This window comes from Eubacterium sp. SB2 (assembly GCF_001244405.1).
GTDB classification, from domain to species: Bacteria; Bacillota; Clostridia; order Lachnospirales; family Lachnospiraceae; genus Faecalicatena; species Faecalicatena contortus_B.
Genome location: NZ_LN865151.1, coordinates 250,611 through 267,356, shown reverse-complemented (window position 1 = coordinate 267,356; position 16,746 = coordinate 250,611). Strand labels below are relative to the sequence as shown.

Sequence of the window (16,746 nt, the reverse complement as noted above, 5' to 3'; positions counted from 1 at the left end):
TCTCCTATGCTGTTATTTTGTGTTCTTATCCCTTAATTCCTGTAGATGTGATCGCCTCCACGAACTTCTTCTGCATCCCGATAAAAATGGCAAGCGCAGGGATAGAGGTCAGAATCGAGATTGCCATCAGAAGACCATACTGCCTCGAGGCCGATGACTCGCTGTAACTAGTCATAATCGTTGCCAGCCCGACCGGAAGTGTCATGGATTTATCCGTAAATGTCACCAGCAGCGGCCAGAAAAAGTTATTCCACGATGATACAAAAGTCAAAATGACCATAACCGATATGGCCGGCCCCGACAGCGGAAGACATATCTTCGTCAGTATGGTAAAATGGCCTCCTCCGTCTAACTGGCATACCTCGCTGTACTCTTTGGGGATGCCGCGGAAAAACTGATACAGTAAAAACACACCGATGGCATCGCATATCTGTGGAATCACTACTGCCGAGTAGGTATCCAGAAGCCCCAATTTTGCTACGATTTTATAAGACATAATCGAAGATAATTCTTTGGGTATCATAATCGTTGCAACCATCAGCATGACAAGTACACCCGAATACTTGAACTCTATTCTTGCCAGTGCATATGCCGGCAGTATATAGAAAACACAGGATAATACAATAACCAATGCAACGACAATCACGCTGTTTTTCATCCACACGCCCAACGGATAGGCCTGCACGGCCTCTGCGTAATTTTCAAGAGTTGGCTGAATCGGAAGCCAATTATATAGACCATTGAAGATCTCTGCCGTCGATTTAAAGGATGTTGATACAATCCAAATCAGAGGAAATATAAACAATAAAACAACCAGAATCAGTATGATATATAATATACCTTTTGTAATCCGACTGTTTTTCTTTTTACTTTTCATGTTTTCCCCTCCTTTTCTGGCTCCGCTTGATCCTCCATTCATCGCGGTCCAGGAAGCCCCCGTAAATCACAACTGACAGCAGCAGAATGATGATAAATAAAATCACGCCTATCGCTGCTGCATAGCCCAGTTTAAACTCCCTGAATGCCTTGATATACAGGTACTGCACAAATGTAAGTGTACTATAATTAGGGCCTCCCGATGTCATAACATAAACCTGCCCGAATACCTGCATGGAATAAATAACCGTTGTCAGCACTACGAAAAATGTTGTGTTTTTTACATATGGGATTATAATCCGCACTAATCTCTGGAACCGATTGGCTCCGTCAATAGAAGCAGCTTCTATCAAATCCCGAGGAACATCCTGCAGAGCCGCCAGATAAATCACCGTATTATAGCCGATCGTCCACCATATGGAAGCCACCGCAATTCCGAGCATTGCTGTGGAAGTCTTTGTCAGCCAGAAGACCGGCTCGATACCAAGAAACGACAGATAGTGGTTTAGGATCCCATTGTTTCCATCCAATATGTATCTAAATGTAATACCGACCAGGGTTGTCATTAAAATATAGGGCACAAATATGACAGCCCTTGAAAAGGTTGTCCCTTTCAGTTTCTGGTTTAAAAGCAATGCCAATAGAAAACCAAATATAATATTCACGGGGCCTACATACAGTAAGTATGTAAATGTATTTTTCAGAACCTTATAAAACAAAGGGTCCTGAAAAAGCATCTTATAATTTTCCAGCCCGATGAAAGTACCTGCCGTCTGCACCTCTATTTCTCTGAAACTGTAGTAAAAATTGGCAAATATCGGGAGAATTTTAAATATAAACAGCAGCACAAAATATGGTGCGAGAAATAGGATCAGTATCCCGGCTTTTTTCATTTTTTTCTTTTTATTTACCACGCTCATCCCTCCGTTATTATCCGGCGGCAGTGTATGGTGAGATTTACAGCACTGCCGCCTAATACGGTATTTCTCAGACAGCAGGCGCCATATTCATTGAGGCCTGCCCGTTACCGTACGATGTTCTCCCGCCTTTAATTACCCAGTATTTTATCCACACTCTCTGCAGCTTCATCCAGAGCCGAAACGGAATCCTTTTCCTTGCTGATCACACTGTATACTGCATTTGCAACCGGTGACAGCTCATTATCCGCACCAAATTCACTGGTTCCCGGACACAGCGGCTCATATTTCACATATTCTGCCTGATCAATAAATGCCTGTGCATATTGGTACATCTCGAGCGCCTTATATTCCTCCGAATCACGTACCTTCTGGTTTGCAGGGATTTGTCCGCTCTGTGCGGCCCAGTTAAATGAATTTTCTACTACCCATCCGATAAACTCCTGTGTTGCCTCGGTCTCTTCGTCACTTCTTTTATCGTATTTGGGCACCGTGATCGTGTGAGAACTTCCCCAGACAGAATTATCTCCTAAAACTTGCGGGAATGGTACGGTAGTAAAATTAAGATCAGATGCCATAGCGGACGGTGTAAACCACGGTCCTTCTATCACCATTGCAGTTGTTCCGCCCAGCCAGTCCGCATCGATATCGGCTTCAGCTTCGGGGGCATAACCTTTTGCAACCCAATCTGCCAAAAAATCCAGCGCTTTTGCACCGGCTTCGCTGTTAAATTCGGCTTTTGTCATATCCTCATCAAGGAAACTGCCGCCTGCCTGTCCCAGAAGTCCGTACCAATATCTGTAGGTATGTGCGTAATTACTGCCAAGTCCGACTGCATACTGGTCATCCGTTTTTAATTTCTCACAGAGTGCATTAAATTCATCCACGGATGTAACTTTTGCATCTTCTGCAGTAAGGCCGGCCGCTTCAAAAGAATCCAGATTAATAAACATTGACATACAATGGAAGTCCAGCGGAATTCCATACTGCTGCCCATCCACCTGGTTTCCTTTCCATATGACATCTGAATAATCCTCTTGGTTCACATCCATTGTTTTAATTAAATCATCCAGGGGTACGATCATATCCTTGCCTGCATATGTAGACAAATCCGTCGGATGCATCAGCATGACGTCCGGTCCGCTTTCTGTATTGCTTGCGGCAGATAATTTTGTAAAAATCTCTCCCCAGGTAACGGAATAAAAGTCAACTTCGATCTTATCCTGTTCACTGTTAAACTGCTTCACCATATCAGCCATTGCCTGTTGGTCATCCCCGGTTAAGCCTGCCCAAAAGGTCAGTTTTACTTTTTCTCCATCAGAAGACTTTGTGTCCTCCGAAGATTTTCCACATCCGGCTGCCAGCGTTCCAATCATCATGATAGTTAATAAAATGGAAACTAATTTTTTCATACTTTTCCTCCTTTTTCACTTAAACTTCCTCATCATACAAAAATGTCCGGACACTTTCGTCCGTTCTGTATTCCTCTCCGGTATGGCATATAATCTGATACTCCGGCTGCCACAGAATTGTGTGCTCCTGCTGTCTATAGTAATCGTCCCACTGCCTGACCTTCTGCTCATCGCGCTTTGCCTGGCGGCTGACAATCCTTGAATAGAGTACTTTTTCCGGCACCTGCAGAATAAGGGACAAAACCATGAACTCTATGTCATACTTACTTTTTATTCCGGCAAAAAAGTCCGGCTGCCTCATTTCCTGAGATAACGGTGCGGACGCCGCTATGTTTATGCCTGCCCTTAAATTTTCCGCAATTACATTCCAAAAGGTTTCATAACAGCACTCACGCCAGATAGCACAAAATTCATCGTATGCTCTTCCCTGATAAAATCTGTCATAAACCTCTGTCATAAATGGCTGGATGACTCCATCGTAATCCACGTATGGTATCTTATATTTGTCAGACAGCCATCTGCCGCATGTTGTCTTTCCGCTCCCTGGCAGACCAGATATCAAAATTAATCTTCCGCTATCCTGCTTCATATCTTTTTTTCATCTCCGCTAAGTAATCTGCGTACTGCAATTGGGGCACAACCTTTGATTCCGCAAGAAGCTTTTTTTTCATGTCCCTTAACAAGTTTTCCCTTCCGCTGGCGCATAGTCCGGAGATCGCTGCACCCAGCCCACTGATTTCTGATGTTTTTAAAATTGTAATTTCTCTGCCAAGCGCCGCGGCTTTGAACTGCATAAATAACTGGTTATCCGTAATGCCGCCGCCTGTGAAATATGGCATCTCCTTTTGGGAACCGTTACAGTACCTGCTTAAATCCGCATACATTTTCTCTGTCCCGACCGCCATATAGACATAACCGCTTAAGATCAGCTCTGAAAAGGACATGTTTTCCTTTACATCCAGCAAGTTAATATGGCGCGCATGCTCTGCATATCTGCCATAATCTTTCGGGCATGCCAGCCTGCAGAGCCTGTCCGCATCCGGCAGGTTAAAAAGTCCTTGATTGTCATCAGCATAGAATGCCTGATCGGCACTTTTTCCGGCTAACCCTGCCAGACATTTCAGCACTCTCCCATAATAGTCCAGGGATCTGTTCACCACATATTCCTCCGGTTCAAATCCTGTAACCAGACAGCCGCCCTTTGGATTAAATGTGGCTGTGCCCCGCAGTTTTTTTTCGCCGTCTGCTTTTACCATCGCCAGTACAGAAGAAGAGCCCATGGAATCGTAAAACAAATCTGAACTTCCATATAGCTTTCTCACTGCGTACAAGCCAACATAATGGTCATGACCGCCCAGACCATACACGATCCCGTCTTTACTCCCGCAGTACCCGCCTAAGCTTCCCACAGATTTGGGAAGCTTTATATGCAGCTTCTCTGCAGTCTCCAGATCCCATGTCTTTTTATGGATATCATAAAGATAGCTGCGCCCTGCCTGGGATGTATCCCATCTTGCAATGCCCGTTCTGCTATAAGTCAAATAACTGCTGATCGGTAGCCACATATCCGGAATCCCGGACAGCACGTGCTCCATCATCCATATCATCTTATACACGGCAAATGTTGATGATTTATGTACCCCTGTATTAGCAAACCCGGATTTCTTACAAAAGATCTCTTCTTTCCATTTTGGAATGTCATCTGTCTGTTCATGCCAGACCAGCGGCATGCTTAAGACTTTACCTGATTTCAAAGGGATCACCGATTCTCCTACACTTGAAAATCCAACACTTTTTAATTCAGAGACTTTTCCGGCTTCTTCTATCCAATGGTCAACACAGGCATCTATTTTCTCAATATCAAAATAAGAACGACCGCCCTTTAAAACCTGAGGGGTCTCCTGTTTCCATATTGAGAGGATGTCGCCATTTCCCCCCAAAAGAACTGCTTTACTATTCGTTGTTCCGACATCAATTCCCAAAAATCCATCCATATTGCTATCACCTCCTTTCGTTTTTAAAGCGCTTTAAATTTAATTTGAATATACTATACTTAAATATATTTGTCAATTATTTTCAGAGTTCGCATCCAGTTTTGTCAATATTTAACAATTTTAAACTATAATTTTCTGATATTATTACTAATATTCTATTTTTAAATCGGTTTAAACAAATAATTCTTTAGTGTTTCTAAGAATTCCATCTTTGTTAACATCAACTTGCAAAGGGCAGAAATGAATGTACGGGTTTTGACTCATGATTTTGTATTTTTTACACCCGTGTATTCTTTTTTCTTATTTTATTGTTTCTTTTTGTTTTCCAATGAAAAACATTTTCCGCCGTATTTCTTTCTACATGACAGATAACGTTCATAGAATTGCGAAATGACTTTTGCAGTTTCCGGTCAGTTATCATAGATATACCTGTAAAATCGGAAATTAAAGGGCAGCTCCTGATTCTATCTGCGAGTTCATTCACCCATCTTAAGTTTTCTCATAAACTAACTATATACTTGTCGAATGGAGTGTCTGCATGGAACCAATACTTGAATTAAAGAACATAAATTATGCTTATCACACATTAGAAGGAGAAACCAAAGCACTGACAGATATTTCCTTTTCCATCGCCTCCGGAGAATTTGTCGCCATTGTCGGTCCGTCCGGATGCGGCAAATCTACGCTGCTCTCGATTATATCCGGCCTGCTGGAGCCGGAAAAGGGGCTGTTGAAAACAAACGGAAAATATTTAAGAGAAAGTACCATGAATATCGGATACATGCTCCAGCATGACCATCTTTTCGAGTGGCGGACCGTCTACAGCAATGTGCTGCTTGGTCTGGAAATCCAGCATATGCTTTCTGCAAAATCGAAAGCGAAGGCAAAAGAGCTTCTCGAATTGTACGGCCTCAAACAGTTCATGAATTCAAAACCCTCCGAATTGTCGGGAGGGATGCGGCAGCGCGCTGCTCTGATCCGCACCCTTGTCCTGGAGCCGGATATTCTTTTGTTGGATGAACCATTTTCCGCCCTGGATTACCAGACTCGTCTTTCCGTAGGCGATGATATCGGACAGATTATTAGAAATGCACACAAGACCGCATTGCTGGTAACTCACGACCTCTCGGAAGCCGTAAGCCTTGCGGACCGCGTCATAATCCTGACAAAACGGCCTGCCACGATTGCTAAGATAGTCCCGATCACATTTACCCTTGAGAAGGATACCCCCCTTCTTCGAAGGAACGCTCCCGAGTTCAAAAATTATTTCAATATTATATGGGAGGAGTTGAATAAAAATGAATGAGATTTCTGTTGGACAGCAAAGTTATCTGGACAGCCGGAAACGCCACAAAAGGATTGTACGGGTCTCCCGGATTGCAATCCTTTTGAGTTTTCTGTTCCTGTGGGAATTCACTGCAAATGTGGGAATCATTGACTCCTTCATCTTCAGCAGCCCGTCTAAAATAGCCCTCTGCTTCTGGGGAATGGTTCTGGATAAGACGATCTTTCTCCATATTTGGACCACTTTGTATGAAACGATCGTCAGTTTCCTGCTTGTCACCCTGATCAGCGTTATGCTGGCGGTCGCCCTTTGGTGCAGTAAAAAACTATCGGAAATCCTGGACCCCTATCTGGTTGTCCTTAACAGCCTGCCAAAATCTGCTCTGGCGCCTCTTCTGATCGTCTGGCTGGGCGCCACTAAAACTACAATCATTGTAGCCGGCATGTCCGTCGCAATATTTGGCAGCATACTGAATCTTTACACCAGCTTCACGACGGTGGACGAGGAAAAGATAAAATTAATCTATACACTGAGGGGGAACAAATGGCACGCCTTGACGAAAGTCGTTCTGCCCAGTTCCATACCGGCCATAATCAGCAACATGAAGGTCAATATCGGGCTCTGCCTGGTCGGCGTCATCATCGGGGAGTTCCTGGCGGCGCGCAATGGACTTGGGTATCTGATTATATACTCTTCACAGGTATTCAAAATGGATTGGCTGCTCATGTCAATCGTCCTGCTCTGTATTATGGCAATGGGGCTTTACGCACTGATCAACCTGCTTGAAAAAGTTTATCAGAAAAGAGTTTGACAAAGGGGTCTGACCCTTTTGCAGAGGGGTCTGACCCCTTTGCTCACATCTTCTCTCTATATGTTCGTTCTGAACATTTGAAAAGCAGCTGCGGTTTATTCCCACAGCTGCCCTACATATTTTCAATCTCTCCTTATATCCGAATCTGTCTCCTAATATCTGCTGTCATGCCTCCAAAAGTTCCAGCAGTTCTGCCTGACTCATGCCGCCAAGCCCACCCGTCTGCGCATTCACGATCTGATCCGCCAAATCCATTTTGGCCTCCTGCAGTTTCTGAATCTTTTCCTCTATTGTGTGTTTAACAATCAATTTATACACCGTCACCTTCTTGGTCTGTCCAATACGGTGTGCACGGTCTGTCGCCTGATTCTGCACCGCCAGGTTCCACCAGGGATCATAATGGATAACTACATCCGCCCCGGTCAGGTTCAGGCATTGTGGTGAACTGCGAAAACAGCAGAAGCTTATGCCCGCCGTCAATGGCGCTTTGGATCAGTTCCAGACACGATTCCAGCTTGGCCGATTCATTCCGGTAATCTTCAAAACAAAGTCCCGGATCGCAGCATATCTGCCGCAGCTTCATTAACTCCGCCAGAATCTGAATCTTATTCTTATGAAACTGAGCGTCATCCTGTTCCGCTAATTGTGTCTGCATATGCACCACCTGTGCATCGTAAATCTTTTGCTGCGGCTTCTCCATCTTAACATATCGGATTTCTTCCAGTTTATCCGGAAGATCCTTTAATACATCGCTTTTCAGCCTGCGCAGGATAAACGCACCCGTCATTTTCTGAAGGCGCTTCATTGCATCCTCGTCTCCATTTTTCACGATCGGGGTTTCTATCTCTCTCTTGAATATTTCGTAACTATATAAAAATCCCGGCATCAGATAATCAAAAATACTCCACAGCTCACTTAACCGGTTTTCGATGGGAGTTCCGGTCATTGCATACCGGAACTGGCTTTTGATCACTTTTACCGCCTTGGATGCCGCCGTGGTATGGTTCTTGATGTACTGAGCCTCATCGATAATCTCATACAGAAACTCCTTATCCTCATAAGAAACGATATCTCTTTTCAGCAGGTCATACGAAGTAACCAGCACATCATAGGACGTATATTCATCCAGCTTCTGCCGGCGCTCCTCCTGGCTTCCTGTAATCAGCAGCACCTTCAGCAGTTTATCCAGATAAAGAGTACGGTAAACCGGGAGATGCATTTTCCCCTTCACAAAGTCTTTTGGGGAAAGATGCATAGAATCCATCAGCTCACCCAGCAGTTCCAGCGTATTATCCTCCAGCTTCAGAAAATCCCCGCTCTTCAGACGGTAAAATTTTTTGCGGGAACGGTAGCTTTTCAGAACATCCAGCAGTTCTTCCCGTGGGATATCTTCTGTCGTAATATCCAGATTCAAAAGTCCGCTGGAAATCGATACCCCCACCGACACCTTTACCTTTCTGAGCACATTCATATTGCGGAATCTCTGGGTACACTGGACTTCTCCATACTCCTATAGTGTCTCCACCCCATGCTCCAGCACGGAATACATCAGGTCCTCATCATGCCCGCAATGCAGTTCATCTTCTTCCACATCAATTTCCGGAAACAGGCGCCTTGTGATAAGCAGTATTTCAGCCTCCTTGTTTTCCATTCTGAAGCGTTCCAGCGGCCTGTCCTGATTTTCGTCTAACAGGTCAAATACCGACACTTCGCGTTCTCCATATTTTGCATGCAGCCGGCAGCTGCTATTGTGATCTCTGGCATCCAGATAGAACATAAACTGTACCTCGGGCGCAGGTATTCGTGAATCTCTTCTGTATCTGCTTCCGTAACATCGACCACATCCCGGAGCCTCGGCAGCACCATATAATAAAACTCTGACAAATTGTTCCTTCCCACTTTGAAAGACAGCAACCCATTCCTTGACTGATCCGCCAGAAGCCTGATGCGTTCCATATATTCCTGTCCGGTTCTGCATAAACAATCCTTTTCCACAAAATAGGATGCTTCCACCCCTTTAAAAAACACCGGCATTTCACAGGTTATTTGCACGCCGTGGAACTCTTTTTGTGTTTCCATCGTATTTTTTCTAATTTCCATGCTGATTCTTGGAGTCGCTTCTTTGCAGCAGATCATCCGTTTTTCCTTTTTCGCTGCGCTTCGGTCTTCATACTCAACCTTTTCTGATCCAAGCAGCTGATAGAACTCATCCAGCTTCCATCCGGACAGATCTATAACATTGTGCCTATTCGTCTGCTTGCCATAATACCAGCCGGATTCACAAAGACGCCTTTCCATTTCCAGTTCTTCCTCTACAATCCTATGGATATAACCGGCCCATTCCTGTCCCCGTGCCGTAAAGTTGCTCAGTTTATGATTCATCCTGGTATTTGTTCCGTAAATGGCAGTCTCCGAATTCTGCACCTGTTCATTGAATTTTCCTTTCCCATTCCTGCATTGCCAAGTTTTCTCCTTAAACTTATCAAATTGTACCTTTTCAAATCTTCTGTAATATGATCCCGCCGGTTAAGAAATCATGTCTGCTCTTTTTTGCACCTGTCTCCACTGTTCCGCCGTTAAAAACCCGGGACGCCTCATAGCCTTCAGCTTACTCATATCAATTTTAAGCTCCGCCTGCGCCTCTGAAGCCGCCTCGTACAAAGTTTTCTCATCCGCTGTTGTCTGGGACATCACATGCGGATTACTAGAAAATGCATGGTCGTGTGCCGGGATTTCATATTTCCCAACCTTATGAAGATAAAGAGCATTTTCCCGCCTGATCCATGCTTTCGCACTGGCTCCTAAAGTTGTAAGTTCCGGCGTATGGATCTGGCTCTTTGACGAAATATTTGCCGGATGTCGGACATTTCTTCCCGACAGAGATATTTCGGTAATAAAAAGCGTCAATGGGTTATGAAATAAATTAACCTCTTCCCATGTTTTTCCATCGCCATCCTGCCTGCTCCAGTACGAATCCTCCAGACTTAATCCTCTGCAGGCTTTGCATACTGCATAGCGGTTAGTCTGGGACAGCCGTAAACTGTTCAAGATCTCTTTTGCATAACTTCTCCCAATAGATAATGTTCGGTTAGAGGCCCATTCGATAAAATCCGCCAGTGTTATGTTCTGCTTTCTAAGCGCAAACGGAAGGCGCTCAAAATCCAACACATTACATATTCCATTGTCATACACTTCCAATAAAACTTTGTCTCTCAATAAAAGCAGCATCTGTAACCTCCTGACAGTGCTTTATAAAATGATTATAGTATAATGGATTCTGCCACTCAACAAAAATTCTCTAAATGCAGAGGGGCCTGTCCCCTTTGCAGAAGAGACTGACCCCTTTTACTTCCGAAAGATTCCCAGCACAAATAACAGAATCCATATTAGGATTACCGCCGAGATCACTTTCTGAAACGGATGCGGACTATTAAAGTCCTTCAGATAAATGTTAGGATTTTCAAGTGTGATCCCCGGTTCACTGCGGTTCTCTTTCAACTGAAAGTCCTCGATAACATGGTGCCACCCTGTGGAATCAGTATACACCTTCACATAGGGCGCTCCCAGATATTTGTGCAGCGGGATCCGATAAGGCTCACTCTTGATCCGCTGTGAGACCCCCGTATTCGAATCGAATACTTCAATAATCAGAAAATAATATGTAATATACTGCCTGTTTCTGCTGTTGGAATCTACATAATACTCCCGCACAATATTCACGATCTTGCCCTTCTTCGGATGCCCCTCCTCCACGCACTGCGCATGCAGCCTTCTGTAGTAAACTGCCTTCTGCACCATACGCACTGCCTGAAACGGAAGCAGAAGCCCTGCTGCCAGAAAGATCAGGATAAAAGGCTGAAACCCTTCCCGCAGTATGTTTCCCAAAAGCCCTGCATACCATACGATTGTAAACAAAATCAAAAATACTACATTGCCGATTTCTTCATTCGCTGTCCGGATTTTTTTATGCATATGTCCTCCTCGATCTGATATCGCTTCTCCGCGGCTTCCACTTGTTCCCCCTCAGCCATCACTGGACTTCCCTCAATAAAAAACCACTCTGTTAATTTATTCACTATAAAACATCATACCACAGAGAAATAAAAAAATCTCTTTAATTCTGTTAATAAAATTTGATTTTAAAAGCTGTGTCAATAAACTAAAACATACTATAAAACAGTAACGAAACATGAACCATATACAGCGAGCTTCAGCCTTGACGGCAGATGGGGGCGCCAGCCGGCTGTCAATTTCCGGTGCGCCCCCATCTGTCGCTAAAACTAAAGCTCATCTCTTACAATCTGCGTCATATTCTCAAAATATTACCCAAATTACTCCACTAATTATTTAATACGTGTCAAATGCTGACAGTAGACATAGATATTCTGGATCTTCCTCGCCTCTACGCCGTCATCAGCCTGTATCACAGGCTGGGTCTCCGAGGGGGTGACGTAGAGCTTAAACACAATCGCATCCTGTCCCGACCTCATATTCCTGATCTTTTTAAATTCGAAGTTCCGTTTTGTAATACCAAGGTAGTCAAAAATAACTGTCTCAATGTCAACATTGGTAAAGCAGCGGAGAATCATATCCTCATCGTACATGTCTATGATTGCCTTCGTTTCTTCAAACGTAAGGTTGCTGCATTTAAATTCGCCCTCGTTCAATACCGACATCATATTGCTGTTGTCAAGTAACAGTAAAGGTTTTGCAAGTTTTCCGCCCATATCAGTCCCTCCCTTTCTCACGTGGAATCTGAATAGTTACACACAGCATCTCTTCTATAATTTAATGATAAGCGTATGGGAGGAAAATTACAACCAAAGTTATTAACTTAACGGGATTGTTAATAAAATAGCCTTACTGTTCTTGACGGCGGATATGTTCACACAAACACTGATACACCATTTCTGCGATGATTCGATTCCCCCTGGCATTCGGGTGGACTCCGTCAGCAAAATACTCCGGATGGTCTTTTGTCGTACCGTAAATATCGATAACCGGCACTTCACAATACTCCCCTACCCGTTTAATAATTGCATTTACTTCATTTCCAATAACCGTTTTATCTACGCCAAATGCAACTTCTTTCTTGCCGTCTGTGGCAAAGGCATCACAGCATGTCATGAGATATACCTCGGGATGGCTGGGTATGTTCTGGTACAAGTCCACGAACTCCCCGAGCTCTTTTTCATATGCCGCGGAATCCCAGTTATTTGGCTTGGAGTCGTTCGTGCCTAACATAATCAAAACAAGATCGGGCTCTGCTTCCTGCGCTTCTTCGAAGAAATCTTCTTGTTTGTATGGCTTGTTCCCTTCATCGAGCAAAGTACGGCCGCTCAGCCCATAATTAAGTACCTGATAGCAATCCCCTAGTAATTCCTGTAAAATGGCAGGATAGGAATCTCTGTCCCGGGTAGCAAGTACTCCGGCTCCATATGTGATACTGTCCCCTATACATGCGACCCTTATCTTTTTGTCTTCTGTTTTTCCCGTTGACTCTATTTGGGGCGCCGGTGGTTCTTTTGCTTTATAAACAAAGCAGAAAAGAACTGCGCCTGCAGCCACAATCAATGCTGCGGCGATTATAATAATTCCTTTGATGGCCTTATTCATTCTCCCTGAAGTCCTTCCTATTTTCTTTCCGCAGACAGAACAGCGTCCCCCTTTTTCCTGCATTACAATATTAACTTTCTGCAATTAATTTTGACGCGCATATTTTCATTTGGTTATTCACCGTTAGAACACCCCAAGTTTTTTTATTGGCAGGTGAAGCAGGCGGTATAAAAACAGCTTCTGCAATTATATTACTTTGAATTTTCCCTAAATTAGTAATGCTATAACCGTTTTGTGAACCATATCCAAACATATTTCTTCCTACAAATGTTCCTGCTTTACTTCCAAAATCTCCTAATGCAGATATTGCAACAGCGTCAATTAGCTCTGGCTGCATATGTATATAACAGGCAAGCACAAGCATTTCTTTCTGCGGGTGCTGACATATATTTAGGACTTGTGACGATACGCGCTTTGCAAGGGATATAACATTTTCCCCAGTCTTTTTCACAGAAACGCTAAAAGCAGTCGAATAATTCCCCATTGCTCCTTGTCTGTAACATTTCGTCTGATTACGAATATCAGCTGCAATAACCACTTTATCTGTATTTTCTTCCAACATCATTTTTGCAATCAGCCAGTCATTTACGGTAATGCAATGTTGTCTGCATAAAGTCTGTATTTCCGCTAACTCCTGTTTGCAAACGGTGAGTACTTCCCGTTTCATTTTGTGTTCTTGAATATAGGCCCTTTCAAATCTGCTATATTCCTCATACATTACCTGCTTTCCCTCTTTTTTCCACCTTCTATTTGCGTCGCCTATCATCAATTTACTGATTAAAGGTAAATCACTGTTTGAGGGAAGATCATGTAAGCCTTGAATTAAGCGTTCCTCTACAAACTGCGGCATTACTCCATTCGCATAATGCTCTGAAAATTCCTCTGCCAGTTGTAAAAGCCCTCTGCCGTCACACAATAGATGGTGGGCAATAAATAATATTTGAAATTCTTTCCCCTTTGGATAAATCACTATTTTTAGCAGACATTCTTTCTTGACATTCCATCCGCGCAAAGATATTTCTTCATAATCCTGCTGCCACAAATCAACCTCTTCTTTTACAATTACGGGAATATGCAAAGAATCTTGTATTTGATAAAACAATCTGCCAGTGTCTGTTTCCTCTGCAATTAAACTTTGCAGAAACGGGTGTGCTTTTTGAAGAGTGTCTATACTTTGCCTTAGCAGTCTTTCATCATAATTACATTCTATCTTTGCCATAATCCCAAAGTGCATATTAGGGCACATATAATGCGCACGTTCTGTATACACATAATTTTTATCCGATTTCATATCTTTTCTCCGAATCATTTTCATTGTGATATAACTTAAAACTTGCACATGCTTCTGTAAGTAACCGCCTTATTTCTTCCGGTTGGATATTCGTTGTGTTCGTGGAAACAATCGTTGCTATACCATGCGTAAATATCCATGTTTTTACAAACACTCCAGGATCGATCGGAACAGGGATGTGTTTTGCCAAATCGTAAAGGCTTTCTTTGCTGTCGCCCCCCTTGATTACTCGGCTGGTTTTGTTATCTACTGGAAATAACGGAATCTATCAGACCATATTTTAATGCTTCTTCGGCACTCATAAAATTATCCCTATCGGTATCCCTTTCAATTTCTTCAATAGTACGCCCTGTGTTTTCAGATAATATTCTGTTTAATCTTTGTTTGTTTTTTTGCATATAATCAGACATTATTTTTATATCGCTGGCTGGTCCTTGAATACCGTTTCCATGCATGGCCGGCTGGTGTATCATGATTTCAGCATTAGGCAAAGCCATACGCTTTCCATGTGTACCTCCCGCTAACAAGAATGCACCAAAGCTTGCAGCCATACCAATACATATTGTAGAGACATCGCACTTGATGTATTTCATGGTGTCATAAATCGCAAATCCGGCAGAAACAGAACCTCCCGGACTGTTAATGTATAAATGAATATCTTTCTCCGGGTCTTGGGCCTCTAAAAAGAGGAATTGCGCCACGATTAAACTGGCAGAAGTATCACTTACTTCTTCTCCCAGAAAAACAACTCTGTCTGACAACAAACGAGAGAAAACATCATAGCTGCGTTCTCCCCGGCTCGTCTGCTCAATAACGTAAGGAATTGTACTCATGCTGCCATCTCCTTGAACATACTGATGAATAGATTATATCTTGTGTTATTGAAATTTCCACAAAGGGAAATTCTGTTTTGCTTTGGTACAAACACCCCCATACTTCTATAAATTTTAGGCGGATATAAATACAATTGCTTAAAAGCGAGTGTAAATGCCTGTTGAGAATCATATCCAGCTTCATAAGCAATTTTTGTAATCGGCTCGTTTGATAATATCAATTTTTCAGCAGCCATTGTAAGCCTGCGGCTTTGAAGGTATTTATAAATGGTAATTCCCGTACATTCGGAAAATATGCGATTAAGATAAAATCTTGAATAGCCAACATTTTTAGCAATTTTATCTACGTTAATTTCTTTCTCAATATTATCCTCGATATAATTCAAGACCTTACCGACAATCTCTTTTTGCTGTTCCATAGTTACGCCTCCTTTTTATCATTATAACAAGTTTCCGATCGCGTGTCTTAATAAAAAGTGCGGTTTTGGCGCCAAATGCGAAATCTAAAAGAAGCAGCTATGGTTTTCCACAGCTGCTCACCTTATTTTCTTTTTACTGTTAGACTTCCTTTTCTGGAAACAGCTCTTCCAGTGCATGTTCTACGCGGTCCATATCCGCAGTAGGCTCGAACCGGTCAATCACAGTTCCGTCCCGGTTGATCAGGAATTTTGTAAAGTTCCATTTAATGTCACTGCTGTTTTTATAATCCGGTTCCTCTGCCGAGATAATCTCGTGCAGCTTTCCGCTTAAAGGATGTCCTTCATCGAACCCCTGAAATTCTTTCTTTTCTGTGAGAAACCGATAAAGCGGATGCATATTTTTGCCTTTTACATCTATTTTTGAAAAAAGAGGGAAGGTGACGCCATAGTTCAATTTACAGAATTCTGCAATTTTACTCTCCTCTTCCGGTTCCTGCTCCTTGAATTGATTGCAGGGAAATCCCAGGATTTCAAATCCTTTTTCATGGTATTTTTTATAAAGCGCTTCCAGTGCTTCATATTGAGGTGTGAATCCACATTTACTGGCAGTATTGACAATCAGTAGAATGTTGCCCAGATATTTCTCCATACTCTCTTTGGTTCCATCGATCCGTTCCAGTTCTATCTTGCTTAAATCCATTTCATTTTTTCCTTTCCTGCGTTTATTGCTTATAATTCCTTCACTTTTAATTACTCAATGCAGTATTAGTATGTCCTTTTAAAGTTTACATAATACGCAGCCAACGCAGCAGGATGTCGGCAGTAACCTCCTCTTCTGCCTTTTTGTTATATACTGGTAAAGCTTTCTATTTACGGTTTGTATATAGTCTTCAGCTTTTCTATGCTGTTTTCCAATGAAGTCTCATGTAAGGGATTATATAAAGAATATAATTCTTCAGGTTTAATCTTTGCTGCAATCTTGCTGGATAAGATCTCACATTTCCACTGCATATAAGTATATACATCTGCCATCCATTCCAATATAAACTCATCATACTTATCGCTTATATCAGCATCTGTCCGGATTTCCACCCTCAAACTGCCCAGGATCTGTTTTGGTGTCTTATTTAAAAAAAGAGGATTGCCTTCATCCATATGCCTTCTGTATGTCCCGTTCATGTTCTTTGCAGCGGTAATTCAGAGCAAATGCATGATATCCCAGCTGATTCAAATGCACGCATGTCGGGTATGCCTCAATCATAGGCGCGCATCCCATATACCGGCCGCCGGCG

Annotated in this window: 18 protein-coding genes and 1 pseudogene; 2 read left to right on the top strand and 17 right to left on the bottom strand. The window is 42.9% G+C overall.

Annotated features, from left to right (window positions below):
* Positions 1-25 precede the first annotated feature (25 nt).
* The 5 genes from BN1938_RS06110 to BN1938_RS06090 form a co-directional block, all read right to left on the bottom strand.
* Positions 26-877 carry a carbohydrate ABC transporter permease gene (locus tag BN1938_RS06110; protein ID WP_050639749.1) on the bottom strand — a complete coding sequence of 284 codons (852 nt, stop codon included), beginning with the start codon at positions 875-877 and terminating at the stop codon, positions 26-28.
* Positions 867-1,790, bottom strand: a complete 924-nt coding sequence (locus tag BN1938_RS06105) for a carbohydrate ABC transporter permease (RefSeq protein WP_050639748.1) — start codon at positions 1,788-1,790, stop codon at positions 867-869. Before BN1938_RS06105 ends, BN1938_RS06110 begins: the two co-directional genes overlap by 11 nt.
* Positions 1,791-1,924: 134 nt before the next feature.
* On the bottom strand, positions 1,925-3,205 hold the full coding sequence (locus BN1938_RS06100) for an ABC transporter substrate-binding protein (protein ID WP_050639747.1): 1,281 nt from the start codon (positions 3,203-3,205) through the stop codon (positions 1,925-1,927).
* A gap of 19 nt (positions 3,206-3,224) precedes the next feature.
* Positions 3,225-3,794, bottom strand: coding sequence for a P-loop nucleotide/nucleoside kinase family protein (locus BN1938_RS06095; protein ID WP_050639746.1), 570 nt, complete (start codon positions 3,792-3,794; stop codon positions 3,225-3,227).
* Positions 3,781-5,199, bottom strand: a complete 1,419-nt coding sequence (locus BN1938_RS06090; RefSeq protein ID WP_050639745.1) for an FGGY family carbohydrate kinase — start codon at positions 5,197-5,199, stop codon at positions 3,781-3,783. Before BN1938_RS06090 ends, BN1938_RS06095 begins: the two co-directional genes overlap by 14 nt.
* A 538-nt stretch (positions 5,200-5,737) precedes the next feature.
* On the opposite strand from BN1938_RS06090, the gene BN1938_RS06085 reads away from it, so the two are divergent.
* Together BN1938_RS06085 and BN1938_RS06080 are read left to right on the top strand one after the other, a co-directional pair.
* Positions 5,738-6,505, top strand: coding sequence for an ABC transporter ATP-binding protein (locus tag BN1938_RS06085; protein ID WP_050639744.1), 768 nt, complete (start codon positions 5,738-5,740; stop codon positions 6,503-6,505).
* Positions 6,498-7,295: an ABC transporter permease gene (locus tag BN1938_RS06080; RefSeq protein ID WP_050639743.1), complete on the top strand. Its 798-nt coding sequence runs from the start codon at positions 6,498-6,500 to the stop codon at positions 7,293-7,295. The genes BN1938_RS06085 and BN1938_RS06080 overlap by 8 nt, the downstream gene beginning before the upstream one ends.
* 165 nt (positions 7,296-7,460) lie before the next feature.
* Here BN1938_RS06080 and BN1938_RS06075 read toward each other — a convergent pair whose 3' ends face one another.
* The 12 genes and pseudogenes from BN1938_RS06075 to BN1938_RS06010 form a co-directional block, all read right to left on the bottom strand.
* Positions 7,461-7,670: a DEAD/DEAH box helicase gene (locus tag BN1938_RS06075; RefSeq protein WP_050639742.1), complete on the bottom strand. Its 210-nt coding sequence runs from the start codon at positions 7,668-7,670 to the stop codon at positions 7,461-7,463.
* 19 nt (positions 7,671-7,689) lie between these two features.
* On the bottom strand, positions 7,690-8,514 hold the full coding sequence (locus BN1938_RS06070) for a DEAD/DEAH box helicase (protein ID WP_242843827.1): 825 nt from the start codon (positions 8,512-8,514) through the stop codon (positions 7,690-7,692).
* A gap of 12 nt (positions 8,515-8,526) precedes the next feature.
* A pseudogene (locus BN1938_RS23880) lies at positions 8,527-9,593 on the bottom strand (SNF2 helicase associated domain-containing protein); the annotation flags it as partial.
* Between the two features lie 228 nt (positions 9,594-9,821).
* A complete protein-coding gene (locus BN1938_RS06055; RefSeq protein WP_050639738.1) occupies positions 9,822-10,523 on the bottom strand; it encodes a hypothetical protein in 702 nt (233 codons plus the stop codon).
* Between the two features lie 117 nt (positions 10,524-10,640).
* Entirely contained in the window at positions 10,641-11,267 is a 627-nt protein-coding gene (locus BN1938_RS06050; protein WP_050639737.1) for a hypothetical protein, read from the bottom strand.
* A gap of 371 nt (positions 11,268-11,638) precedes the next feature.
* Positions 11,639-12,022 (bottom strand): hypothetical protein, encoded by a 384-nt coding sequence (locus tag BN1938_RS06045; protein ID WP_050639736.1) that lies wholly within the window; start codon positions 12,020-12,022, stop codon positions 11,639-11,641.
* Between the two features lie 133 nt (positions 12,023-12,155).
* Positions 12,156-12,911 (bottom strand): GDSL-type esterase/lipase family protein, encoded by a 756-nt coding sequence (locus BN1938_RS06040; protein WP_187376291.1) that lies wholly within the window; start codon positions 12,909-12,911, stop codon positions 12,156-12,158.
* 70 nt (positions 12,912-12,981) lie between these two features.
* Positions 12,982-14,202: a hypothetical protein gene (locus tag BN1938_RS06035; RefSeq protein ID WP_050639734.1), complete on the bottom strand. Its 1,221-nt coding sequence runs from the start codon at positions 14,200-14,202 to the stop codon at positions 12,982-12,984.
* Between the two features lie 242 nt (positions 14,203-14,444).
* Entirely contained in the window at positions 14,445-15,035 is a 591-nt protein-coding gene (locus tag BN1938_RS06025) for an ATP-dependent Clp protease proteolytic subunit (protein WP_050639733.1), read from the bottom strand.
* Positions 15,032-15,454 (bottom strand): helix-turn-helix transcriptional regulator, encoded by a 423-nt coding sequence (locus BN1938_RS06020; protein ID WP_050639732.1) that lies wholly within the window; start codon positions 15,452-15,454, stop codon positions 15,032-15,034. The genes BN1938_RS06025 and BN1938_RS06020 overlap by 4 nt, the downstream gene beginning before the upstream one ends.
* A gap of 139 nt (positions 15,455-15,593) precedes the next feature.
* Positions 15,594-16,154: a glutathione peroxidase gene (locus BN1938_RS06015; protein WP_050639731.1), complete on the bottom strand. Its 561-nt coding sequence runs from the start codon at positions 16,152-16,154 to the stop codon at positions 15,594-15,596.
* Between the two features lie 170 nt (positions 16,155-16,324).
* Positions 16,325-16,609 (bottom strand): hypothetical protein, encoded by a 285-nt coding sequence (locus BN1938_RS06010; RefSeq protein WP_050639730.1) that lies wholly within the window; start codon positions 16,607-16,609, stop codon positions 16,325-16,327.
* Between the last annotated feature and the right edge of the window lie 137 nt (positions 16,610-16,746).